We start from the raw sequence: 26,132 nt of genomic DNA, 5'->3' as shown, positions 1-26,132 counted from the left end.
ACTGCCCGACACCCAGTGTCGATAAACAGTTACTGCCAGACGCTCCCCTGCGCGAATCTAGTCTGAGTGCCCGACCCACTACAGAAAACAAGCCATGAGCACCATTACCCCCTCGACACACGAAGATAAAGGCCAGCACTACGAAGTCATTCGCAAGGCCTTGCCCGACTGGATCACTACGCTGTCGGCATCACGTGTCGGCGCCTTGAAGTCCAGCCGCAAAACTATTGCGCCCTGGTATAAAAGTGCCTCGCCCCACCAGCATCAATTATTGAAAACCGCGATTGCCGAACATTGGCAAACCCAAACCCTTGTCGACCAGAAACTCGCCGCGGTCACCGACCTCAAAGGCTTTGCCGAGCCGTTGTTGAAAGCCACGCTGAAACAGCAATACAACCTCGACGTCGATGTCCGCAGCACTTGCCTGCGGCTCTATGCCCCAGCCAACCAGGCATGGTGGGTCGGAGATTTTAGCGGTGGTGTGCAAAGCCGCACGGTGTCGCTGCTGGACGCGGCACTGCACAACTTTGCCGACAGCGAGGCGTTTACCGCCGATTCGCAATTCATCACCCGGCCCGACGCCCTGGGCCATTTCGACGTCGTCCCGCTGAAAGCCCAGCTGTCGATCCAGCAGTTCAAAACGCTGGTTCGCGGCCTGGACATCGGCGCCCAGTACCAACAGCACCTTGAGAACTATCTCGGCCGCACCGCCCCGGTGGTCGAAGGCGTGCTGCGAGCCCGGGTGATGCTCAATCAGCAGGCCGCCCTCAAGGTGGCTGCGCGCATGGCATTAATCAGGGGCGATATCCAGGCGTTGGATCATGCGTTGATCACAGGCTTGGTCAGGGGCCAGCAAAACCTCACGCTCGACGGCAAGGCCGCGCACTGTCATGACCTGAGCCTGATGGATGCCACCTTGACCGGCGTGGTACTGATTGCCGCCGACCTGGAAGTCAGTCGCCAGGCATCGCCCGTGATCGCCTATATCCCGGATGACCCGCAGCACCCACTCAAGCGCTATGCCTCGACGGTGGAGTTCATGCAGGCACTGACGGGGCAACTGCGCCAGCCCGACTACCAGCAATTCTTCAGCCGGTTTGTCGAGCATCAGTACCAGGGGCATTTTTTCAACCAGTTGGGCACGCGTTTGAGCCAGGTGAAATGGCATCAACACGCGCCCGGCGATCCACAGCCGACCTGGCGTGAAACACCCCGCGACAACCCCAACCTGCAGTTCAGCGTGACGCGTGTACGCACGCCACTGTGGGAGCACCTGTATCAGCAAAGTCTCAATAAAATCCTCAACGATGCCCGTGAACTGGCGATCGCAACCGCCTACGCCGACCGCATGGCACGTTGGGCCTGGTGGGACAATCTAGAAAAAGTCCTCTCGGACATTCTCAACGCGGCGCTATTAGTGGTGACCCCCTTCGTTCCGTTTTTGGGCGAATTGATGCTGGCCTATACCGCTTACCAACTCGCCGACGAGGTGTTCGAAGGATTGTTGGATTGGGCCGAAGGCCAGGGCCTGGAGGCCATTGAACATGTGGCAGGGGTGACGGAGAACGTGGTGCAACTGATCGCATTCGGCGCCGCCGGGCAACTGGCCCATCTTAAGCTGTCCCCCTTTGTCGAGGGTTTGAAGCCTGTGACGCCGGCTGACGGCAAAACCCGTTTATGGCATGCGGACTTGAGCCCCTATGAACAAAAAGCCGTAACCCTGGCCCCCGGTTCGAAACCCGATGCCCATGGGTTTCACTCGCACGCAGGCAAAAAAATCCTGCGCCTGGAGAACAAGCACTACGAGGTCAGCCAGGAACCCGACACCGGCCGGCACCGGATCATCCACCCACAACGCACCGAGGCTTATCGCCCTGAAGTACGGCTGAACGGTCACGGCGCCGTGGTGCTGGAGGGCGAAGCTCCCCGGGCCTGGAGCGACTCACAACTGCTCCAGCGCCTGAGCCCGACCACCGCTACCTGGCCAGAAGCACGCCTGCAGCAGTTGCGCGCGATCAGTGGTATCGAACCCGGCACGCTGCGGCATATCTACTCTGAAAACCAACCACCGCCGCCGTTGTTGGCCGACACTTTAGGCCGCCTTGAACTCCGGCAGCACATCGATACCCTCAGCGATCCAGCCGCCGACAACGGTGAAGCGGCCTACTGGGCGGCCGACATGGTCACGCGAATGGACGGCTGGCCCAGCGGGAAAGCGCTCGCAGTATTCGAAGCGTCCGACTTGAGCGGCGAGTCGATCCGACATGGCGCGATGCAGGCCACGCCGGACGCAACACTGACCCTCAGCCGTGAAGACCTGCTGGCCGGCCGATTGGCCCAGCGAGTGGTGGACTTTCTGGATGAAACCGAACTCGCCGGGTTGCTCGGCGAACCGTTGCCCGCCGACAACAACACGCGCGTACACACCCTGCGTGAACAACTGAGCCGTTACGTGGCCTCGCGTAAAGACGACATCTTCGAGCATCTGTACAGTTTCAAACGCCAATCCAACAGCACCCACGGGTTACTGCTGCAACGGCAGTTTCCCGAGCTGCCCGACAACCTGGCCCGAGCGATAGTGGCCCAGGCCCGCCCGGCTGAAGTGCAGTTGATGAACGAAGAACAACGCGTGCCACTGCGCCTCAAACACCTGGCCAGGGAGTTGCAGTTTGAAACGCGAACCACCCACGCCTACGAAGGTTTCTACCCGGACAACGCGCCCACACCCGATACCGAACGGCTGCTGCTCAACGCGTTGAGAATCCACAGTGACGCCTTCGGCGACCTGCGCCTGAGCATCCGCGAGCAACAGCCCAGCGGGCAATTGCGTTGCCGCGTCGGCCCGGACGACGCGACCACCGATACGCTGCTGATACGCACAGCGCCAGGGCGATACTTGCTCCACGGCGCTAGCGCCGATACCGCTTTGGATCTGTATGAAGCCGTACTTCAAGCCATACCGCGTAACACCCTGGGCTTCGCGCCTGGCGACAGCGAAGCGCTGCGCCAATGGCTGACACGTACCCTGCAACCGCCCGCCGAACGCCGCACGGTGTTGGCCGAACCGCCAACCCTTGACGTCGCCTCTCCAGCTATCCAGCACCTGCTGCAAAAGCCTCGGTTCAGCGCACTGCGCCACAGGCTGGGCCTCGCCAGCGTTGAAGAGCGGCTCAGGGCCCTGTATCCGATGCTGACCGAAGACGACGTGACGGCCTACGCCCAATCGCTGCGCTCGACCGAAGGGCAGCACCTGTTGACCGAGCTTGAAACCCAAAAAAAAGCCCTGTGCAAGTCCCTCAACGACTGGCAAGAACGCCCCGCCGCCGGCACCCAGAGACGCCGCCCGGCATTCCCGGAGCAGTTGTTCAGGAAACGCGTGAGCGCGCTCATACAGCAAAGCTGGGAGCAATCGGCCAAGGGTTACGAAACGGACTTCGGTGAGCGTCGAGTGGGTGGCGAACTAGACCTGCGCGGAGAAACCATCTACGGCTTTTTGCAGAACTTCCCCCCCCTCGATACCCGGCTGGAACACATCACCAGTCTCAACCTGGCAGGCACCGACTTCACGGATGCCGACAGCCCCTTCCTGGACAACTTCCCCAACCTGCGCATTCTGGATATCACCGGTAAACGCCTGAACACCCTCCCCCAGGCCGTCACTGGTATGCGTCGCCTCACCCACCTGGGCCTGGCCGAAAATCCGATTCGCTGGCGTGCGCAGCACCTGGAGCACCTCAGGCAATTGAACCATCTGAAGGTGTTGATCCTCTCGCACAACGAACACTTGGTCACACCACCGGACATCAGCCGGATGCCGGAACTGCGCATACTGGCGCTCAATAACACGCTCATTCGCGATTGGCCCATAGGGTTGTTCGAACTGCCGCGCTCGCCCGACTTCAACCTGAACCTGTTGAATACACGGATCACCCAAGTACCAGTTGTCGAACCCGGTTCGGCGCACGCCGAACTGGTGACACGGGCACGCCTGGACAACAACAAACTGGCGAGCGACGCCGAGGACAGGCTGGTCCGCTACCGCCGCACGGCTGGCCTGGACCCCTATCGTACCTACCCCCCACGCGGTGAACTGGACAGTCAATTCTGGCTCGAACACCTGCCCCCCGAACAACGCCAGGGGTGGCAGGAGATCTGGGACGACCTTGAACGAGAGCACGGCTCCCAGGGCTTTTTCGAGGTCATCAAAAGCCAGCAGCTCCCGCCCCCTGAAATCGTCCACGACCCGGACGATCTAATGCGCTACAACCTGAACCTGCGCCAATTGCGTACCAATGTGCTACGCCTGCTGAGGGCCGCCGACAGTGACGAGCCAACCCGCACCGCGCTGTTCAACCTGAGCGCCACGCCGGCCAACTGTGCCGATGCGGGCGCCCAGCTGTTCAACGCCATGGGTATCGAAGCCATGAAGCTGGAGGCTTGGCGCGAGCCCACCGTTGAAGCTCGCACCCATGCATTGGTGCGGCTGGCCAAACAAAAGGCACGGTTGAACAAGGTCAATCGAATCGCGCAGCAGGATATCCAGACCCGCCTCAATACCCCCACGCTCAATGATGATGGCAGTGAAGGCCCGGCCTTGCGGCTGACCACCGATGTCGTCGGCGGTGTGGCGGGTACGGTGGATGAAGTCGAGGTGTACAGCGCCTATCAGACTGGCCTGAAGATCCGCCTGGATCTGCCTTGGCTGGCCGATCACATGCTCTATCGCAGTGCCGGCAACGTCGAAGCCCGGCAACTGGCCGACGCCTACGACAAAGTCATTGAGCAGGAGCAAGGTGATGGGCTGGTGAACCAAATGCTTGAGCAGTACTTCTGGAGCGACTACTTGCTCAATATGCATCCCGACGAATACCGGACAATCAAATGCCAGCATGAACTAGCCAGTGAAAGCATCGACGATTTGCGCCTGGCTCAAAACGCCTGGGCGGCCAATGAACAACTGTCAGTGCAACGCAAGAGTTCCGCCACCACAGCCCAACTGCGCCAGCGTCTGCTCGACCTGGCAGACAGGCTGAATGTACCCCCTGAACAAGTCCTGACCGGCGAGCCTATGACAGAAGAGCTGTACTTGAGCCTGTTTCTCAAGAGTTTCGACGATGAACAGGAACTGGGCCGCCGCCTGACTCGCGAGGCCATGGTTGCCGCCGGGGTTTAACCCTCCCCCCCATTGCAGAAGCGAGCAGGCACCAGGCGTGCCCCTGGTTCCTGCAAAAACCTCAACTGAGCGCAGAGATGAAAGGCCCGTGTAGTGGTTAAGGTACGTAACGATCTGAACACGCGTGCTTGACCCGCACCGTGAATAGTTACCGCCGACACAATCCTCACCCACCTCATGCTGATGGTTCACCCCATCAGCATGAGCACAATGCCAATGAGCACGTCGAACACACCAGCGGCATCACCGACGCTTCAAGAAATACGTACCCACCTGCTTGAAATCGACCCAGCGTTGCGCACTCAAACCCAACAGCCTGCCGCAGTACCGCCTGAACTGCTTGCGCTGGAAAAACTGAACACTACCCTAACCAGCGCCAACAACGTCCTGCTGGCGAGGTCACACAGCTTGTTTGAGGCACTCACGCAAGCAGACCTCACCCAAGCGGCCGGCAAGACGTTGCTTGCCCAACTCAAAACCGACTTGAACAAGCACCTGCTAGGCCTTGACGAAGCCAGCACCGTGGACGGTCAAGGCCGCAAGAGCTACCTCATCCAAACAGCTGGCCTTGGCGCGTTGGAGCAGCAAGCCAAGCTGGATGTGCGCGATTACCTGCTAAGCCCTGCCGAACAGCGCATGGTTGAAGACTGCTCCCGAGGCCCGACCTTTCGCCCTGGCATGTACTCGCTCAACTTCAGCTACCAGGACAAAACCGTGGCGTTTGCCGGGGCGTTTGTACTGACGCGTAAACCCAGCCCAGTCGTAGACAACCTGACGTCGAAAGAAGACCTCGGCCAGGTCCTGTTGTTCACCCCAAACCGAGGCCTGGAGGCCTTCGACTCGCTGGCGCAACTGGACCAGCGACTCAAGGCGACGCTGGCGTTGCCGGCAGGCCATGAGGAATTCTGCCAACACCTGCCTATGCGTTATCAGGCGCTGGACGTCGATGACATCTGGCCATTGCAATTGCTGCCCATCGACGACGAGCCACTGTTCGAACATACCTACAACGCGATCATCAACAAGCGCAGCCAGGATATTGAACTGGCATTGAGCCTGGTTGAAAACCCGCTCCACGAGGCAACACTGCTCCAATCAGCCTTGGATAACGCGGTGAAGGCCGCCCTGCCAGACTTGTCGTCACGCTTGGCGTTCAGGCGCCAACAGCTACTGGAGCGCAGCGTCTATAACAGCCTGCCGCACTGGTATCGCAATGCAGCTGCGACGGACCAGCAAACCCTGAGTCGTTTCATGCAGGATTACAATCAGGCCCGGGCCACCTATATCGAGTTGCTGGGGCCTGTCGCTTCGCCTCAAGCGCTGGCGAATTTCCAGTTGACCGAGTATCTGGACGAAGCGCTGGAAATCCACGACCTGGACCCGCACCACCTGAAGATCACCACCCGGCGCAACGTCACCCATGTCGGCACCTATGAGCAGACACGCGACCTGGTGCAGTTAAGCTATGACGGGCTGCACACCGGCGACGAGTTGCCCGGCTCTGATTTTTTGGCCAATACCACCCTGACCTACGCGGGCGCGGCACTGCAAGGCGACCATGCCATTCTGAACGCGCAGAGCCTGCTCGACATACTCCGCGAACCCGGCCTGCAACCGCGCCTGGACTTTGCCGCGCTACAAAAAAAAATGCAGGCCGATACTGAGTTCAACAAGGCTGCTCGCGACCTGTTTGATCACCGGCTGGTGTTGCTGGCCTTTATCGCTCGGTTGCGAGGCGACCTGAGCCAGGCAGACCACAGCCTGTTCGACACGTTGCGAGCCGGTACGAACCCGCTCCTGTGTGCGCGAACCGTGCTGCTGCATGGCGCGCAACTCAAAGACCTGTGGTTATTGCGCGAGGAGGATGCCGACGGCCAAATCCGGCGCTTGCTGTTGTGCACCCCGGATTCGCCACGTGAGCGACAGTTCCTGGTATTTGCCACCGAGCGCGAATGCCAGACGCATATCATCGGTTGGGCCGATGACAAAACGCGGCTTAAGGGTCGCACCATGAGCGACTACCTGTTGGAGCAATGCCCGCTGCGTTTTCGCCCGAAGATGGGCACCTTTCTCGCCGGGCTGGGCTTCAGGCCCGACGCAAAGGAACACGAAGAGGTGACATTCGGCCCAGTGTGCTCCCACACGGTCTGCCTGGACGCCATGGTCGTTCATTCGCAAAGCGCAGCGCAGGACGACTACGAATACAGCACCCCGCTCTGGTATCGCTCGGCCAAGCCGCAAGACCGAACCCGTTTGACCCGCCTTGCTGAAGATGCCGCAGGTGCCTTGCGCGTCTATAACGCCATGCCCGATTCAGAAGCGAACTTCATTACCTTCAATGCCTATTTGCACGATAAAGCCAAACTCAGCCTGAACACGCTGCTGGGCCGCCCTCAGAATGATATCGACCCGGACACCGTGTTCGTGTCGGCGCCCTGGCCGTTACTGGGTGGCAAGCCCCAGCCCATCTCCTATACCAGGCTGTACAGGGACGGTTACACGGATAACGTCGGTTTCATCGACGCGAAATTTTCCACCTCGGCCACGTTCAGTGGCCCGGCGGGTGTCGACCTGAGCCACTTGACGCCACAGAACGTATCAAGGTCGGTGACCGGTGTATGGATCGGTCAACGCTACACCGACGAAGTGCGCACCAAATTGCAAAGCGCGAGCAGCCCCGGTTACGCCAAACGGCGCGACGCCACCTTGGCGATCACGCAACTGCAGATGAAATACGCAGCTCTGGATTGCTGTCTACGCGGCCATATCGCCCGGGTCGACTTGACCTGGCTGGAGCGTGCCATCGACAGCCTGGGCGATACAGCGGCTGCGACTCGCTCCACTTACCAAGTACATCGCCTGACGCTTGACGGCGATTGGGTGATGGGCAACTACCTGTTCAGCCACGCCGATAACCCGGTTTTGCTCTACTCCCCCAACGCACCCGATGGCATCAGCTTTCGTGAGGCGAAGCTGTTCAACTACTGGCTGAAAAAAGTCGACGGCGTGTCGGGTTACCTGCAGGGTCGGGTGCCGATCCAATCCCAGGTACGGATCGGGATGTTTCTGAAAACTGCCCGCGATGGATTGCCAGCGACGATTGACCGTACCACTCCAAGCCCGGCGCGCTATGACCGGACAACCTCCGACACAACCCTGACCGACCTGCGCAATGACCTCTACAACATGGTATTGCAGCGAAAAATTGATGATGTGATCGCCACCACGGTCAATCGAACGGAGATGATCATGGGGATTCTCTGGATGTGCGTCGAACTGGTCACCGCCATCGCCACCATCCCTTTTCCCGTATTGAGCCTGGGCCTGGGTGGTTTGCTGGCGTTCAAGGACGCGATGCTCGCCATCAGTGCCTACCAACAGGGTGACATGGCCGGGGCCTTGAGACACTACATCGGCTACCTGGCCAATGTGGGCGGTGCTGTGTTGTTTGACTTTCGCCCGGCTCTAAAAGGCCCTTTCAACACACTGTCTGTCAGACCGGTTACTAAAGCGATACAGCAGGCCACGCTGATCAACGATATCGACCCTGGCATTACTGCCGGAATGAAACCGGTGCTGTTCGATGGCCATCCGTTCTGGGTCAAGAACACACAGGATTCTCTGGGGCGGCATCTGCTGTTTCGCCATGACCCAGTCACCGGGCAAATGCAGTCGACTACACGTCTGGTCAACAAGAACACCGATGGCCAGTGGATACGTTCCGGGGTTGCGGCAGGCGGGCGCAGAAAGACATATACGGTACTCCAGGAGGAAGTGGACCAGCCACTGGCTCGCTACGAGATTGCATCCGAGCAAGGTAAGTACTTCAGATCAGCGCTCAACCTTGAATATGTGCGCAACGTCGTCAACCATCCGGATGACGTTATTGCGCAGGGCGTACGTGAAGGGGCCCATTTTGATTTGAAGCCTCTACGTAATAGCTATCCCGATCAGGTGAAACACCTGACTGAAGATGCGCAGGCGCTTTACGCCTCACCTCCATCGCGCCCGGACCGCACCGGTTTGCCGGCACTGGCACCGGACTCCAACCCGTCTACCGTACTTGCCACCCTGTTCCCACTCAAGAAGGCGCTGATCATCGGCGCATCCAACACCAGCGTTGCCAGTAAGCAGTTACTGATCGAAAACCTTCAGGCCTTGGCCGCGCAAGGGCTCAAACGCTTGCACATCGAAAACCTGCCGGCCGATGTTTTCCGCACCAAACTCAAAATAATCAACGGCGAAACCAAGGGCAATCTTGCGCATGCCTTGAAGCAAGTCGAGGACCATTTGGCGCGGGTCGACGCAGGCTTGGGCTGGGATGCAGATGCGCCTTTTACCTTCCGTAAACTGATGCTTGAAGCCCATCAGCACAAGGTCGCGATCGACGGCGTGGACGCCTCGAGCTCATATCATATGGAGCATGTGCTGGAGCTATCTGACAAAGAGCGATTTATCCCGCGTAACAGTCAACTCAGAAACTTTTATTCCCACCAAGCGCTTGCGCAAAACGATCCCGATGATGGCTGGATCGCCCTGGTAGATCACATTCGCATAGGCAGTACCGACGAGGTGCCGGGGCTGGCCGACTTGCAGAATGTCATCGCCTTGCGTGTGGATGATGCTATCCCTGACCAGGCAGTGGGCATCCTGCCTGATACATCCTCCGCCGCGCTGTCTCGGGGTGATTACAAGCTGACAATGGCCGCAAACACCCAAACCTTGCCGAAGGCCGGCCCCTCGAGAGCGGTACAGGTCCCCCCATCACCGTCTCATTACAATGAGTTTGATCTGCCCGCATCGTTCAAACCGGACCTGGACGAAATGGTGCATAGGCAAAAAAGCTTTGACCCCCGCTACGGACCTGCAGCGGAAGACCCGTACCATCCGGCGCACCAGGCGTTCAAGCAAACACGCAGTCGCCTGGATGAAGCCGCCAAAAAGGCTTTTACCGCTTACACGCCACTGCCACGCCCGGACTTCGCCGACCTCGCCACGGCGACAAGTGAGGAGGCGTTTATCAGGCAGCTGTATAAAAAGATACGGGGACTGATTATCGGCGAATCCCATCTTGATACCTACAGCAAACAGTTCCTGATCAAATACATGAAGCTGTTGAAGAAGGAGGGCGTCGAGACCTTGTACCTGGAGCACCTGCTCACCGATCTGCATCAGGCAGAACTGGAGCTTTTCTACCGCACGAGCAAAATGCCGAAGAACCTGAAACGCTATCTGAGAGCGCAAGATGCCGGCCAGATGCACGGTTATACCGGGCCCGACACTTACACCAATGTGGTCAAAGCCGCGAACAAGGTAGGCATTCGCGTGCGTGCGCTCGATTGTACGGCCAGCTATCACGTTAAAGGCATGAACACGAACAACGCCCGCACGAACCTTTTCAACTATTTCGCCAATGAGGTGATCAAGGCCGACCAGTTGGCACAGGGCCCGCATAAATGGGTAGCGCTCATAGGGGACTCCCACTGCGATACGTACCTGGGTGTCCCAGGCATTGCGCAATTGCAGGATGGGGTCAGCTTGAGGATACGCGATGTTCACCCCACCCAGGCATTGCCGCTGCAGAGGGGAGGATGGGAATTCGTCGAGGGTCAGATTGGCTCTCCCGGAACAAAAACCCTGCGCAGTGACTTCAAATTGCACGTCGGTATTGCCGACATTCGCGCGCCGTCGCCTAAAACTGCACCGGATCGTGCATGGTTGAGAAATGTCGACGACTTCCTGATCGAACAACCCTCAAGCACCGAAGCCAATGTGGTCTACCGCACCATTCTCGGAGGGCAGGCGAGCACCCCGATTAAAATTGACGACCTGGGGAAGTTCTTTATTGAAGATTTTCCGCTATTGAAAGATAAACGTTTCACAACGTTGGAACAGGTGAGCCAGGCACTTAAAGACGACGCGTATATGACCCTCGTTTCCGCTACGACCCTGCCGAGCGCACGGCTGAGAACCATCGGCGACGCCCTGATCGAGCGACCTACTATTCTTGATACCTGGTTGGTCCACCATTCCAACAGCGGAGAAGTCGTTCGCACGCTTATTGAACAGGACGCCAGTAATCAGTTCTTTATTAAACGTTGGAACCTGGACAACAGGCGCTTCCGGACGGTCGAACATTTGATCGAGGCACTCAAGCGAGAAGTCCAGCTGTCATTTGTCACCCCTACGGCTTCGCCCCGAACGCGGCTGGTATCGGCAGGTCAATTCGTGGTTGAGCAACGGGCTTTACCGCCTCAAGCCACTGTGATCCACCGTTCCGGTGATATGAATATATATTCCACCGTCGTTGAAACAAATCCTGAGGGGCAGTTCTATATTGATCGTTGGCCGCAGTTGCAAAATAAACGTTACCCAACGCTGGATGATTTGATTGATGCACTCATAAAGGACGTGGGTTTGACGGCCGCTTCATAATGCCGTGTTCGGTTTTGGCCCGCGCTCGCGCAGTGCGGGCCACCAGCTTTCTGATCACACACAGCAACATCATATTCATACTCGCAAACCTATTGCGGTCAAGGCGCCGGAAAATCAAACAACAGGTGCACCGTGCCGTAATACTCGCCGCCCTTGTAACCGTCCGCCGGTTCGATGGCGGCAATTTCCAGCTCGGCGCGGCGGCCGGCACGTGCCTCGTCGGCGCTGAGGACCAGGGTCGAATCCAGCGTCAGCGGCACCCGATTGAACAACACCTGCAGTTCGATACGGTTGCGGCCACTCAACAGGTAAGGCGTATCACCCAGGCGCGCGGCCACCCCGCCATTGATGTTCTTCACGTCGAAGTTCTTGCGCAGGCGTCCCAGCCGGGCAGTCGCCAGATCCCAGGCCAGCACCTGGTCCTGCCCAATCCAGTCGGGCTCGGAGGGCAGCACATAGGCTTCATGGATCGGGATGGTCACCGACACATCAAACGTGTGGCGCTCCTGGAACGCCAGCGCCCGTTCGCCCATCAGCACAGGCGCCATCAGTACCGCCAGTACCGTTAGTTGCTTGAACATAGTCATCACCCGTTACTGCTGACCGACATCGGTTTTTTGTTGCGGCCTTCGATCATCTGGAAGTTGAACTGGCGCTCCGGCTTTTTCTCGAGCACCAACTGGCGACCGGGCAGGATGTGGTGCTTGGTGGTAGCCTCACAGTCGGTCTTTTTCGCCACCGAACAATCGCGGAACTCATCGAGCACCACCACGCTGTTGCCCGCATTACGCAGGGTGTACTGGCTGCTGGTCTCGCTGATTTGCGTATCGAAACGGGTGTCCTTGGGCCTGACGAAAAATACCGTGCCGTAGCCCGCCATGACATTGACCCCGGCCGCCAGCGCGTCTTTGTACTCGGCACGCTCTTGATCGGTCACGGCAAAGTCATCTTCCTTTTCAGGTACCACCGGGATGAAGCGCACACGAAAGTAACGTTCGGTGTCGCGTTCGCCCATGTACAGCAACCGTGTGCCCTGACGCCCACCGGCCGGTACGATCAGGCGCGCCGGGCTGGCCATCAGGCCGTCGCGATTGGTGGTGCTGCCTTTGGCGTCGGTCATCGACGCGACGGGCACTTCCCGGGACGTGCCGTCGGCGTTGTAGACGATCTCCAGCACATTGACCTTGATAAACGCGGTACTGGTGCCGCCGTTGTAGACCCGCTTGAGGTAAGAGCTGCGGTCGCCGTCCAGATAGTCATAGACCACCCCAACGTTGATCGCCGGCCCCGCATAAGCGCCCAACGACATCAGGAACAGCCCCACCGCTAACACTGCATGTTTCATGTTTGATTACGCCTTATAGATTGAACCCAGCCAACGGCTGATATACGGCCAGTGCCCACTCAGACTTCTGAATCCCAGATCACCGTGACCACGCCCGAATAGGTGCTGCCCGGATGCTCGAGCATGTCTTTGACGTCGCCGCTTTCGACTTCAAAGTGCAGTTTTCCGGAGCGGTTGTTCACATAAAACACCGGCTGGAACAGCTCGGTGCCCACGCCATCCAGGCGCAGGGGCAGCTTGTTGACGGCTTGCCCGGCCTGGTCCTGCATGCCAAATGGCAGGCTGACAGCCACCTGCAACGGCACCTGGTCCCCCGCGCCGTTGCGCAAGCCACAGGTGTTGCCCACCGCAAGGCTGCATTCGAGCTGCATCTTGAAACGCCCACTGGCGGAAATAACGAAGGTCTGGTCACGGAACAACCGCGCTGGCTGGCGCCCACGGTTGAGCCAGGCTTGCCAACCGCCTTCGGGTAGCAACTCGATGCGGTTGCCGCCCGGCGGGAGATCAACCTTGAGCTCGTGCTCCACCGACAATTGAAAATTGAAAGTCAGGGCGCTTTCAGTCGACGCCATCACGTCACCGAAATCAAAATCCCCGCCCGGCCCGATGCTGTAAGTCAGGGAGCCCCGATATTCGCCGCTGGCCATGCCTAGCGGGTTAGGGGTTTTGAGTTCGTAGCCGTACTCCAAGTGGCTGTAGGTCAAGCGCGGAAAAGTGGTGCCCGGGTTTACCGTACATGCCCCCACGCCCTCCGGGACGATCCAGAAAAACAGTGCGAAACTGGCGGATGCCGCCAAGTAGTTAACCCCCTGGCAGGGAGGCGCACCGTACGTCCATAGGTAGCTCCAACCGGTCCCTCCGTTGGCCCACCCGCTAACGCCAGGAGGACGCGGCACATCCCAACGCGTACCAATACCCGCAATGCGCATTTGTACGGTTTCAACCTCACCCGTCCCGACGTGGACCACCTGCACATCACGCCAAGATGAAGGCACTTTGAAATAGGCGCCTTTTCGCGGATCTTCATGGTTGGCCTCGATCGGCTCTACCGAATCAGCCCTGAATGCCGGGTCACGGATACTGAAGGTATTCAGCGCCTCACACCTGGCTGGTACGTGCCACGCACACACGCCACTGTGGGGCGTGGTGTTCTGAAACTTGTTGACCATCGGGTTCGACGGGTCAGGACGAAACACCGCCGTGATGTTTTGCACCAGCGCATGCGCAGGCAGGCTCATGCTGACCAGCGCCAGCGCGAACGCACACTGCTTCAAGCCTGTTCTTGTTGCGTTTTTCACGTTCATAAAAATCCGGTCCATGCCATCAACCAGCGGTTTCGGCGTTGTGGGTCGCTTCTGCGAGCGTGTCCTTGGTGCAGCGCAAATCGCCGATCATCAACACGTCACTTTCATTCGGCGCGTTGGCCGGATCCAGGCGGAACTGGCAGAGCAACTGGTTCTGGTAGCGCACTTGCAGGGTCGGTGAACTGGCGCTCATTTCCATCGAGAAGAACCCGTCCACTTCGCTGACTCCACGGCTGGCATGGTTGATCACGTGATGGCCCTTGAGCGGTGCACCACGTTCATCCAACAAGCGGCCGAGCACGGTGACGGTTTTCATCACGGTGATTTTCCGATAGTCCACGCCGCCTTTGTTCAGGTGATAGCTGGCGCGGGTCGGCTGGATATTGGCGGCGGGCGGGTGATTGCCTTCAAAATCGAAGCTCACGCTGCTGCTCTTGTAGGCCGAGACCGGCACGTAGTTGCGCCCGGGCCGCAAGATGGCGCCGCCACCGCCCAAGTCGTCGGCGCGCAGAGCGATTTCATCGAGGTCGGTTTCCACGTCGATGATCATCCCGGCACCGTTACCCTGGTATTGGCTGCTCAGCAGCATCTTGCCGGCACCGGCGACAAAGGTGCTGTTGAGGTTCAAACCACCACTCAGGTCGCCATTGAAGGAGCTGCGCTGCACAAAGCCGTCGCCACTGAACGCGTCTGTATTGAAGCTGGCCATGCCCGACAGGCCGACACCATAGGTATCGGTGATCGCTGTCGCCGAGACGCTTTGCAGCGCGTGGTCGGTGAGGTCCTGGCGCAGGGTCACCGAAGCGTTATTGTCGCGCCCGCCATCACGGGCGGTACGGGTGCCGATGCTGCCGGAAATCTGCCGGCCATCGCGGCCCAGGTTCATGCTGACGCTCACGTCCACGCCGCGATTGCGCGCATCGTTGGTGCCAGCGCTACCGGGCCGATCGAACACCGAGAAGCGCCAGTTGGCATCGCTGCCGAACAGGTTGTCGTGGCGGCTCCAGCCCAGGTCCAACCCCGCGCCCTCGATATTGCCCTCACTGTGGGACAGGCGCATGTTCAGGGTGTTTTTCGCGTCGAGGCGGTGGTTGACCGACAACGCGGTGTTGCTGGCCTCGCCCACGAAGGTATTGCGGCGCAGACGCGTACCGTCCGGCAGTGTTTCGTAGGTGTCACGCGTGTCTAGCCAGCTGCGGTTATGGCTGAACACCAGGTTGGTTGAGCCCAAGGTGTAGAGCCCTTGCAGGTCCATGCCGGTGCCATGTTCCTGGGTCTGGTACAGGTTGGCATAGACGCTGGTGTTGTTGGCCACCGTCCAGTCCATCGACCCGCCGTACTGGAGTTGCTCGCGCACTTGGCGGGCCGACAGGCCAAGGATCACGCGCGGGTGTACCAGATAGTTGAGCGACGCACCGGCCGTCATTGCGCCCGAAGCCTGTTCGTCCCAGTTGCTGAACAACTTGGTTTCGCGCCCGGCGAACAGGTTGTAGCGCCAGCGGTCTTCGGCGTTGCGCCAGTTACTGGGCTTGTACACCAGCTCCTGGGTGGTGCTGGTGGTGAGGCCGTCTTCCACCAGGCGCACTTCCACTTCATAGATGCCGCCGGGCAGTAGCCGTGTATCGAGGGTTTGCAGGCCTGCCGCTACCGCCTGGGTATTGATCAGCAAGCCGTTGCGGTAGATCTCAACCGCTGCCTGGCGGTTGGCGGTGACGTAGATCGGGTACACGCTGGGCTTGGAATTGTTGATGGCCAGGCTGTCGGAACTGCCATACATCAGGCCCAGCGCCGTATCGGGGCTGGCGCCGAAGCTGCGCAATTGACGGGTCAGACCATCGGAATTGGGGGTGAAATGGCCAAGTCGGAAAAACTGCCCTTCCAACTCACGCTGGGTATACAGCTCGTGGATCGCATGGCGCACTTGTTCTTCATCGCCACTCTGGCGCGCCAGTTGCAGGTTGAACACCTGGCTCCAGTTACCCACGCTGGAACTGGCTTGCAAGCCATAGCGACCGCCCAGGCTGTCTTCCTGGCTGCCGTTGAGGTTGAGCTGGTTGTTAATGATCAGCCCCAGGCTGCCGCCTTCGGGCTGGTCATAGAAACGCGGAATGTCGTCACTGCGTTCGACGTCCTGGGTCAGGATCGACAACTGGGAGTTTTCCAGGTTGTAGAACGCCGAGATCATTTTTTCCGGGCAGGCCTGGGTGCAGGCGCCCAGGGCCACGCCTTTTTCCAACACGGCTTGCCAGGTATCACGGGTAGCGGCCGGGACTTTGCTGTCGCCGGTGTCGGTAAATTCGAGCAAGGTCACGCGATCATCCCGTGACAGCACAATCAGAGCCTCGCCCAGCGGTTGCTGGTCAAGGTCCACACGCACCGCCAACGGCACGTCGAAAAAGTGATCACTGAAACCTGCGGGCAGGCCTTGGGCCTGGGTAATCAAGCTGCCAGGGGTTGCAGCGCCGGAGGCAGCGGGTGCAGCCAGCGCACTCGTACACATCAACAGCGCAAGCGCAGCCGCGATAGGCGTCATCGGAAACATGAACGGATACCCTGAATGCCAAGAGATAAAAAAACCAGGTCGGCGGACAGAGAAGGGAATCAGCCGACCTGCAAGTGAATGCCCGTGATTAACAGGCACTCATTGGCATCACAGGGCTGGCAGTACGGCGTCGAATACCACCGGAATGGTGGTGGTGTAGGCACCGCGCTGAGTCGCCGTAGGCTTGGCGGCAGCGATGCGCATTTCCGCACCCACGCCTGGGGTGGAGTCGGCTTCGTTGACCACTTCCTGTGGCGTGCCGGTGAGGGTCACCCCGTTGAGGGTGGTGGTAACCGGGATGTTCTGCGCGGCATCACCGTTGAACAGCACCGCCGGGCCACCTTCGATGTAGGCGGCAACCGAACCGTTGGTGTTCTTGATGTCGTAGATGGCGCTCAGGGGAGCCAATTCACCGCTGACCAGGTTGTAGGTCATGGTCTCGTCACGGCCCCAGTTCGGATCACGCGGCTGGGCGTGGAACACGGTGGTCGGGATGTTTGCCTTGAGGTTGACGGTGTGGCTGGCTTCACCGGCAGCGATAGCGGTTACCGAGGAAGACAGCGCCAGAACAGCCAGGGGAACAGCAACAGCAAACTTCTTGAACATGGTCAATACCTGTAGTTGACAACATTGATTGATTCATTGCCAAGGAGATCCCTAACAACGAATTACATTGCCGATTAGTTGGAACAAGCAATGCCAAACAATGATCAATTGAAACTAGAGGCAGGTATGCAGGCGCATTCTAAAATGAGCGTAGCCCTTGTAAACAGGGGTCGAGCGAAAAAGATGGCATTTCGCCAAAACTTTAAAAGTATCCGTAGGAAACAGGCTACACACTTAAAAACACGATAAGGAAGTTACTGTAAGACGCAGACCACACCAACTCAAAAGCGCCTCCACAACCACGGGCCAGATAAGAATTCGAGTCATGACTCTAATTAAAGTTATAACTCTATAAATTAAAAAGATCCAATCGGACTTGTTTCACTTATGACCGAAACCCGCGGCTACCCCGTTGACCGTTGGTCGCCAAGGGCTACCCTTCGTACAAAGATATATCTTAAGTTATATCTAAACCTGTACAGAGGACTTGCGCATGAAACACGAGCATCGCGGCGAATTTGAAAAACGCGGCGGCCGCGGCCCACGGGTATTCGCCCCCGGCGACCTGAAGCTGCTGCTGTTGTCATTGATCGCCGAGCAACCTTGCCATGGCTACGACCTGATCCGCCGCATCGAGAGCCTGTTCGACGGCGCCTACAGCCCCAGTCCCGGCGTGATCTACCCCACCCTGACCTTTCTTGAAGAGAGCGAGCTGATCAGCGGCGACGCCGATGGTGGAAAAAAACGCTACACAATCACCGACGCCGGTCGTCTCTTCTTAAGCGAACAAGCCGTTGCCCTGGATGGCGTGCGCATGCGCCTGGATGTCAGCAAGCGCTCGCTGCGTGGCCACGACCGCCCACCCCAGATCCATGAGGCGGTGCACAACCTGCGCCACGCCTTGCATTCGCACAACGGGCACTGGAGCCCGGAAGAAATCATTCGTGTCGCGGCGCTGCTCAATCGCACCGCTCAAGCCATTGCCGACGGGACAGACCAATGAACACACAAGCCATTCATCGCGTGACCCACGAAATCAAACGCCGCCGCCTGGAAGTTCTGCGGGTGGTGGACATCACCCCACGCATGCGCCGCATCACACTGGGCGGGCCTGAGCTGGAGGGCTTTATCAGCCTGGGCAGCGACGATCACATCAAGCTGCTGTTCCCGCAGAACGCCGCCGAGCAAGCAGCGCTTGAAAGCCCGACGTTCGCCATCAAGGGCGACGGCCCGCAACCGGCCATGCGCGACTACACGCCACGGCGCTACAACCTGGAAACCGGCGAGCTGGATATCGACTTCGTGCTGCATGGCGATGGCCCTGCGTCCACCTGGGCCGAGCAGGCGCAGGTCGGGCAGCACCTGTATATCGGTGGGCCACGGGGCTCGATGATCGTGCCGGACATTTTCGACAGCTACCTGCTGATAGGCGACGAAACTGCCCTGCCCGCCATTGCGCGGCGTCTGGAGGAGTTGCCCGCTGGGCGCAAGGTGCTTGCGGTGATTGAAATCGCCGATGCGGCGGAGCAACAGACGCTGCAAAGTGCGGCCGATGTGGAGGTGATCTGGGCGCTGCGTGGCCGCGATGACCTGCTTGAGGTGGTGCAAAACCTGACGCTGCCCGACGGCACGCTGTACAGCTTCGTGGCGACCGAAACCAGGTTGTCGCGCCAAGTACGGCGGGTGCTGCTGGACACCCACAAAGTCAATGAGGACTACCTCAAGGCCGTGGGTTACTGGCGCGCCGACGGCAGCCCGCAAGAGTGAGTCAGGGCCGGGGCTTGATGAATTTATCCAGCCCCACCATCACCAACGCTATCGCCACAAACCCCGCCAGAATCCCTCCGGCATTCACAAACACTTGTGGATAACCGAGGCGGTCCACATCGATGAACGGGTACTGATATTGCCCAAGCAAATGCCCACGCATCAGCACATACGCGAAGTACATCAATGGGTAAATCACCCAGGCGCCGATGTGCTTGAGGCGCAAAAAACCCTTGGGCACACAGCGCCACCAATAAATCAGAAACAGCAACGGCATCACGTCGTGCAGCAATTCATCGGCGATAAATTGAAAGCCTTCAGGGCTCCACAAATGCCGCAGCAGCAGGTTGTAGGCCAGGCTTACCACCACAATGCTCACGGCGACTCCACTGCTGATGTGAGGTGCCAGGAAAAACCGTTTGCCGGCTGACTCCCGGTTGACCCAGGCATAGCTCAACACCACCACCACCAGGGTGTTGGTCAACACGGTGAAGAAACTGAAAAAACTCACCAGCCCACCCAGCAGGCTGGCTTCAATGGACCAGCGTGAATAAAGGATCAGGTACTGCTGGATCGCCAACCCCACCCAGCCGGCAAGCGCCGCCGTCGCGACAAAACGCTTCATGGGTTCAGTCCAGCGGGCGTTTGGTGCGCATCAGCTTGACGTACAACCCTTCGACTTTTTCCCGCGCCCAAGGCGTCTTGCGCAGGAAGGTCAGGCTCGACTTGATGCTCGGGTCGCTCTTGAAGCAGCGGATATCAATACGTTCGGCCAAGCCGCTCCATTCGTAATGCTCCACCAGGGTGGTGAGCACGTGTTGCAGGGTCACGCCGTGGAGCGGGTCGTTGCTTGTCGCGGTCATGCCGGGCCTTTTGCAAAAAGAGGAAACACAGCCGCGCACCTTAGCCGACGAGGCGTGCAGGTGGAAGCATCGCATTGAATATAGCCCGCCAGGAAAAGTTCCCCTTCCAGACGAAAAAAGAGATGTTATATTGTAACTATATCTATCAGACGTTTTGCCTAGGAATATCCGATGTCCCTGCCTTCTCTCTGGCGCTTGTCCCCTCTCGCCGCCGCCTTGTTGATCAGCTCACAAGCCTATGCCCTGGAACTGCCCCCCCAAGTCGTTACTGGCAACCCGCTGGGTAGCGAACAATTGGCCTCGCCCACCACTGTGCTGGAAGGTGATGAGCTGACCCTGCAACAAAAAGGCAGCCTCGGCGAAACCCTGAACAAGCAGCCCGGGGTGTCATCGTCGTATTTCGGCCCAGGCGCCAGCCGCCCGATCATTCGCGGCCAGGATGGCGACCGTATTCGCATCCTGCGCAACGGCGTGGGGGCGCTGGATGCGTCGTCGCTGTCCTATGACCACGCGGTGCCGCTGGACCCGATCAATGTCGACCGTATCGAAATCGTGCGCGGCCCCGCAGCACTGCTGTACGGCGGCAGTGCCATCGGTGGCGTGGTCAACACCTTCGACAACCGCATCCCCACCGAGGCCATCGAAGGCATCCACGGTGCGGGGGAACTGCGCTACGGCGGCGCCGACACCACCCGCAGCAGCGCGGGCAAGCTGGAGGCCGGCAACGGCACATTCGCCTTGCACCTGGACGCCAATGCGCGGGAATTCAACGACCTGAAAATCCCCGGTTATGCGCGCAGCCGCCACGCGCCGGAGAGCGAAAACGGCCCCGGCAAAAACGGCCGCCTGGGTAACAGCAACGGGCGTCAGGACGGCGGTGCGGTGGGTGGTTCCTACACCTGGGATGATGGTTACGCGGGCCTGTCCTACAGCAACTACGACAGTAATTATGGCTCCCCAGCCGAGCAGGATGTACGCATCCGCATGAAGCAGGATCATTACGCCTTTGCCTCCGAAATCCGCAACCTGCAGGGCCCGTTTACCTCGCTGAAGATCGACGCGGGCTACACCGAGTATCAGCACCGCGAAATTGAAGGCGGCGAAACCGGCACCACCTTCAAGAACAAAGGCTATGAAGCCCGAGTGGAGGCGCGTCACCAGCCCATCGGCCCGTTCGACGGCGTGGTCGGCGCCCAAGTGACCCGCAATGAATTTTCGGCCCTGGGTGAGGAAGCGTTCGTACCGCAGACCGATACCAACGCTGGCGCCCTGTTTATTCTGGAAGAGATGCAAGCCACCGAGCGCTTGAAACTCAGCCTGGGTGCGCGCCTTGAGCACACCAACGTCGACCCGGATGGCAAGGGCAATGCGCGCTTTGCCACTGCGGATAAATCCAACGACTTCACCGCAGGCAGCCTGTCGTCGGGTGCGGTCTACACGCTTACGCCAATCTGGTCGGTGGCCGCGACGCTGGGCTACACCGAGCGCGCCCCGACCTTCTACGAGCTGTATGCCAACGGTGCCCACGTCGCCACCGGCACCTATGAATTGGGCGACGCCAACCTGTCGAAAGAAAAGGCCGTGTCCAGCGACCTGGCCCTGCGTTTTGACAATGGCACCCATAAGGGCAGCTTTGGCGTGTTCTACAGCCGCTTCTCCAACTACATCGGTTTGCTCGGCACTGGCCGCACTTTGAACGACGAGGGTGAAGAGGATGCTGGCGGTATTCCCGAGTACGGCTACTCCGGCGTACGTGCGCGTTTCGCCGGTTTCGAAGCCCAGGATCACTGGAAGCTCGGCGAAGGCGCCTACGGCAAGTTCGCTCTGGAACTGTCGGGCGACTACACCCGCGCCACCAACCTGGACAGCGGCGAAGCCTTGCCGCGCATTGCGCCCCTGCGTTTGAACAGCGGCTTGCTGTGGGAACTGGATCGCTGGCAGGCACGTATCGATGTGGAACATGCTGCGGGCCAAGGGCGCGTGCCGGATAACGAGAGCGGCACCGATGGCTACACCACTTTGGGAGCAAGCGCGGGGTATCGCTTCAACGTCGGTGGCAGCCAATGGCTGGCGTTCGTCAACGGTGAAAACCTGACCAACCAGACTGTGCGCTACGCCAGCTCGATCCTGCGCGACATCGCACCGGCACCGGGGCGCAGTGTGCAGTTCGGCATCCGCACCACCTTCTGACCAACACCGAAAACCCTTTGTGGGAGCAAGCCCCCTCCCACATTATTAGCCAGCGACTATCTGTCACTGTTACCAAAACTGAAATGATGCATCTTGCGATTCACCCTTTCTCAAAACGCCCCGCCGCATTATCCTTCGCAACAATCTGAAACGCTTCACCTCCCGGTCGCCCAATTTGCCGAATCTCTTCCTGCACAAAGACAGCGCTGTCTTGAATCGACCAGCGCCGGGGGGTTTATTGCCCGCCTGTGGATAACCGAGTTATCCACAGAAAAAACCAAAAATAACGATGAACCAAGCCCGAGCCGAATCGTCATCTACAGTGAGTGAAGCACGGGGTTACATAATTCCAACGTAACGGAGAAACACACTATGAGCACTGATGGTGCCTCAAGCCCAAGCCGCCTGTTGCCCAGGCTGCTGGGGGTCTTGCTGCTGATCATGGGGCTGGCCTTGCTGGCCGGCGGCGTCAAGCTGAGTATGCTCGGCGGGTCGCTGTACTACCTGCTGGCCGGTATCGGCATTGCCCTGACCGGCGTGTTGCTGCTGGCTACCCGCCGCGCTGCGCTGGGCCTGTATGCACTGGTGTTGTTCGCCAGCACCGTGTGGGCCCTGTGGGAAGTGGGCCTGGACTGGTGGCAGCTGGTGCCGCGCCTGGCCCTGCTGTTCGCCCTGGGCATCGTCATGCTGCTGCCGTGGTTTCGCCGGCCATTGCTGCGTGGCCAAGCCGCGCCGCTGGGCACTGGCGCGCTGAGCGTGGCCGTGGTGCTGGCGGGCGCAACCGCCCTGGCCAGCCAGTTCACCAATCCAGGTGAAATGGTCAAGACCGGCCAACTGGACCGCGACGCGGTACCCGGCATGGCCAGCGCCGCACCCTCCCAAGCCGATGGCGACTGGAACTCCTATGGCCGTTCGGCCTTTGGTGACCGTTACTCGCCACTGGCACAGATCACTCCGGAAAACGCCCACAAACTGGTGCCAGCGTGGACCTATCGCACCGGCGATATACCGGGCCCGAACGATCCGGGTGAAACCACCGCGGAAAACACCCCGCTGAAAGTCAACGGGATGCTCTACGTGTGCACGCCGCACAGCCAGGTGATCGCGCTGGACCCGGACACCGGCAAGGAAATCTGGCGCTTCGATCCGAAGATCAGCAGCCAGGGCGCCGAGAACTTCAAGGGTTGGGCGCACATGACCTGCCGTGGCGTGTCGTATCACGATGACGCCGCCTACGCTTCCGAACAGAGCCCGACTGGCAGCGCTAGCCCGGCTGCGGCACCGACTGCCTGCCCGAAACGCATCTTCGTGCCGACTGCCGACACCCGTCTGATCGCCCTGAACGCCGACACCGGCAAGATGTGTGAAGACTTCGGTGACAAAGGCCAGGTCGACCTGCGCGCCAACATCGGCAGCTTCGCCCCAGGCGGCTACTACTCCACTTCGCCACCGGCCGTGACCAAGAACCTGGTGGTGATCGGCGGTCATGTGACCGATAACGTTTCCATCGACGAGCCTAGCGGTGTGATCCGCGCGTTCGACGTGCACACCGGCAAGCTGGTGTGGAACTGGGACAGCGGCAACCCGGACGACACCACCCCGTTGGCCGAGGGCAAGACCTACACCCGCAACTCGCCGAACATGTGGTCCATGTTCGCCGTGGATGAAAAACTCGGCATGTTGTACCTGCCGATGGGCAACCAGATGCCCGACCAGTACGGCGGCGACCGTACCGATGATTCCGAGAAATACGCAGCGGGCCTGACCGCTCTGGACATCGACACCGGCCACGTGAAGTGGACCTTCCAGTTCACCCACCATGACCTGTGGGACATGGACGTGGGCGGCCAGCCTTCGCTGATCGACATCAAGACTGCTGACGGCGTCAAGCAAGCGGTGATGGCATCGACCAAGCAAGGCAGCATCTACGTGCTGGATCGCAGCAACGGTCAGCCAGTGGTTCCGATCAACGAAATCCCTGTACCGCAAGGCGCAGTGGCTGGTGATCGCACCTCCCCGACCCAACCCAAGTCCGACCTGAACTTCATGCCGCCGCCCCTCAAGGAACGTGACATGTGGGGCGTGACGCCGTTCGACCAACTGATCTGCCGGATCGACTTCAAGTCGATGCGCTACGACGGCCCGTTCACCCCGCCGTCGCTGCAAGGCTCGATCGTGTACCCAGGCAACTTCGGCGTGTTCGACTGGGGCGGCATCTCGGTTGACCCGGTGCGTCAGATCGCGTTCGTGAACCCAAGCTACATGGCGTTCAAATCGAAACTGATCCCGGCCGCCGACATCGCCAAGCAAGGCCCGCGCGTCAGCGAAACCGAAGGCGTACAGCCGAACAAAGGCGCACCGTACGGTGTGATCCTTGAGGCACTGCTGTCGCCGATGGGCCTGCCGTGCCAGGCGCCAGCGTGGGGCTACGTGGCAGCGGTCGACCTGACCAACCACCAGACCATCTGGATGCACAAGAACGGCACCGTGCGTGACAGCTCGCCGGTCCCGATCCCGCTGACCATGGGCGTGCCTAGCCTGGGCGGTACGTTCACCACCGCAGGTGGCGTCGCGTTCCTCAGCGGCACCCTGGACCAGTACCTGCGTGCCTATGACGTGAAAAACGGCAAGCAACTGTGGGAAGGCCGCCTGCCAGCAGGCGCGCAAACCACCCCGATGACCTACACCGGCAAGGACGGCAAGCAATACGTGCTGGTCATGGCCGGGGGGCACGGCTCACTGGGCACCAAGCAGGGTGACTATGTGATGGCGTTCAAACTGCCGGATTAAGCAGCACCGGCGATAAAAGCAAAGGCGGCTACCTCACAGTAGCCGCCTTTTTTTTATATCCGTGTCCTGTCCATCAGCCACAGGATGCTAGCGGGTATGGCAAATATCTATCCAAACCTGTCATGGTTGACAGGTTTTAACTGCGCAAAAATGATTTAGCCTCCCGCTCGAGATTGCTTTAGCTCGCGCACCGCTTACGCAATACCTGGGCGCACGGATGAAATTTTAAATGGAGCTTTTCACTATGACGGACCATAGCGCTGTACAACCAAACCTTTGTATCTCGACAAAAATCCTGGAACTGGAACAACTCGACAGTCCAAGTTTAAGAAAGCTGATCAGCGGGCAAGTGCTTGCCATTCGAGTGCCCGACTTCGCCAATGAAAAAACCAGCGCACGGCTGATTCAGAGCATCAGCGAAACCGCCACGCTGGAACAATACAGCCACGAAACCTACGAGGGCGGGCACGTCGTACAGCACTTCTATGGCGTGCATCGCTGGGGCACGCCGTTCAATTCCACCTATGGCAAGGTTGCGGGCAGTGATGCCCAACGCAAGTATTACGCTGACGCTGCCCATATGCGCAGCCTGATCGACCGCATTTGCGCCCCGCAACAACCGCCCATTCAAGACTTGATGGAGCAGTTCCAGAGCATTTGGCCGCAAGGCGCACAAGCCGCTGCATTCCAGGGCCAGCCGATGTTCTGCGGGATTATCCGCGCCATGTTTCCCGAGACGGCGCACCTCTCGGAAACGGTTCCCCATGTTGATTGCCTGCCCCTGTCGATCGCGGAACTGGAACACCAATTCAGCGCCAATATTTATCTGGAAACGCCGCCATCAGGCGGAGAGTTGATCATCTGGGATACCGAGGCCTTTGCCTATGCCGAGGTCAAGCGTTTCGAAGGTGCCCAGCTACCCGAGGAGCGCTTGCAAAAGCCGTTGCGTATCCAGCCGCGCAAGAACGAATTGGTGATCATCAATACTCGCCGTCCCCATGCCATTTGCGGATTCGAATCGGGCAAACGTATCAGCATGCAGTCGTTTATCGGCTATACCGCTGGCAAACCGTTTTATTTCTGGTGCTGATACTTTTAACCCTCTTGCAAATGGACA

14 protein-coding genes are annotated in these 26,132 nt (G+C 59.3%); 7 read left to right on the top strand and 7 right to left on the bottom strand.

Annotated features, from left to right (window positions below; genetic code table 11):
* Positions 1 to 94: 94 nt before the first annotated feature.
* Entirely contained in the window at positions 95 to 5,173 is a 5,079-nt protein-coding gene (locus E4O97_RS08920) for a DUF6543 domain-containing protein (protein WP_248161156.1), read from the top strand.
* A gap of 921 nt (positions 5,174 to 6,094) precedes the next feature.
* Complete coding sequence (locus tag E4O97_RS08915) at positions 6,095 to 11,608, top strand: membrane-targeted effector domain-containing toxin (protein ID WP_248161154.1); 5,514 nt, start codon at positions 6,095 to 6,097, stop codon at positions 11,606 to 11,608.
* Positions 11,609 to 11,706: 98 nt separating this feature from the next.
* Here the strand turns inward: E4O97_RS08915 and E4O97_RS08910 are convergent, their stop codons facing one another.
* From E4O97_RS08910 to E4O97_RS08890, 5 genes are all read right to left on the bottom strand, one after another.
* A complete protein-coding gene (locus E4O97_RS08910) occupies positions 11,707 to 12,189 on the bottom strand; it encodes a CS1 type fimbrial major subunit (protein ID WP_078820401.1) in 483 nt (160 codons plus the stop codon).
* Between the two features lie 5 nt (positions 12,190 to 12,194).
* Positions 12,195 to 12,953: a pilus assembly protein gene (locus E4O97_RS08905; RefSeq protein ID WP_032877587.1), complete on the bottom strand. Its 759-nt coding sequence runs from the start codon at positions 12,951 to 12,953 to the stop codon at positions 12,195 to 12,197.
* A gap of 59 nt (positions 12,954 to 13,012) precedes the next feature.
* Entirely contained in the window at positions 13,013 to 14,257 is a 1,245-nt protein-coding gene (locus E4O97_RS08900; protein ID WP_248161151.1) for a hypothetical protein, read from the bottom strand.
* Positions 14,258 to 14,276: 19 nt separating this feature from the next.
* Positions 14,277 to 16,799, bottom strand: a complete 2,523-nt coding sequence (locus E4O97_RS08895) for a CS1-pili formation C-terminal domain-containing protein (RefSeq protein ID WP_248161149.1) — start codon at positions 16,797 to 16,799, stop codon at positions 14,277 to 14,279.
* A 108-nt stretch (positions 16,800 to 16,907) separates the two neighbouring features.
* The gene (locus E4O97_RS08890) at positions 16,908 to 17,405 is read right to left on the bottom strand and encodes a CS1 type fimbrial major subunit (protein ID WP_032877593.1); all 498 of its coding nucleotides are present in this window, start codon (positions 17,403 to 17,405) and stop codon (positions 16,908 to 16,910) included.
* Positions 17,406 to 17,898: 493 nt separating this feature from the next.
* Between E4O97_RS08890 and E4O97_RS08885 the strand changes: the two genes are divergently transcribed.
* A complete protein-coding gene (locus E4O97_RS08885) occupies positions 17,899 to 18,408 on the top strand; it encodes a PadR family transcriptional regulator (protein WP_005785185.1) in 510 nt (169 codons plus the stop codon).
* The gene (locus E4O97_RS08880; RefSeq protein ID WP_248161147.1) at positions 18,405 to 19,172 is read left to right on the top strand and encodes a siderophore-interacting protein; all 768 of its coding nucleotides are present in this window, start codon (positions 18,405 to 18,407) and stop codon (positions 19,170 to 19,172) included. Before E4O97_RS08885 ends, E4O97_RS08880 begins: the two co-directional genes overlap by 4 nt.
* 1 nt (position 19,173) lies before the next feature.
* Here E4O97_RS08880 and E4O97_RS08875 read toward each other — a convergent pair whose 3' ends face one another.
* Entirely contained in the window at positions 19,174 to 19,797 is a 624-nt protein-coding gene (locus E4O97_RS08875) for a Pr6Pr family membrane protein (RefSeq protein ID WP_032877598.1), read from the bottom strand.
* Between the two features lie 4 nt (positions 19,798 to 19,801).
* On the bottom strand, positions 19,802 to 20,035 hold the full coding sequence (locus tag E4O97_RS08870; protein WP_003188882.1) for a VF530 family protein: 234 nt from the start codon (positions 20,033 to 20,035) through the stop codon (positions 19,802 to 19,804).
* A 171-nt stretch (positions 20,036 to 20,206) separates the two neighbouring features.
* Between E4O97_RS08870 and E4O97_RS08865 the strand changes: the two genes are divergently transcribed.
* The 3 genes from E4O97_RS08865 to E4O97_RS08855 all read left to right on the top strand — a co-directional run bounded on the left by E4O97_RS08865 (position 20,207) and on the right by E4O97_RS08855 (position 26,105).
* A complete protein-coding gene (locus E4O97_RS08865) occupies positions 20,207 to 22,225 on the top strand; it encodes a TonB-dependent receptor (protein WP_248161146.1) in 2,019 nt (672 codons plus the stop codon).
* A 372-nt stretch (positions 22,226 to 22,597) separates the two neighbouring features.
* The gene (locus E4O97_RS08860) at positions 22,598 to 25,015 is read left to right on the top strand and encodes a glucose/quinate/shikimate family membrane-bound PQQ-dependent dehydrogenase (RefSeq protein WP_005785177.1); all 2,418 of its coding nucleotides are present in this window, start codon (positions 22,598 to 22,600) and stop codon (positions 25,013 to 25,015) included.
* Positions 25,016 to 25,259: 244 nt separating this feature from the next.
* Complete coding sequence (locus E4O97_RS08855) at positions 25,260 to 26,105, top strand: 2OG-Fe(II) oxygenase (RefSeq protein ID WP_032877604.1); 846 nt, start codon at positions 25,260 to 25,262, stop codon at positions 26,103 to 26,105.
* Positions 26,106 to 26,132 lie beyond the last annotated feature (27 nt).

Source organism: Pseudomonas sp. W15Feb34, assembly GCF_023127765.1.
Lineage (GTDB): Bacteria > Pseudomonadota > Gammaproteobacteria > Pseudomonadales > Pseudomonadaceae > Aquipseudomonas > Aquipseudomonas synxantha_A.
The sequence above is the reverse complement of the archived record's forward strand: the minus strand, read 5'-3'. Positions and strand labels throughout refer to the sequence as shown.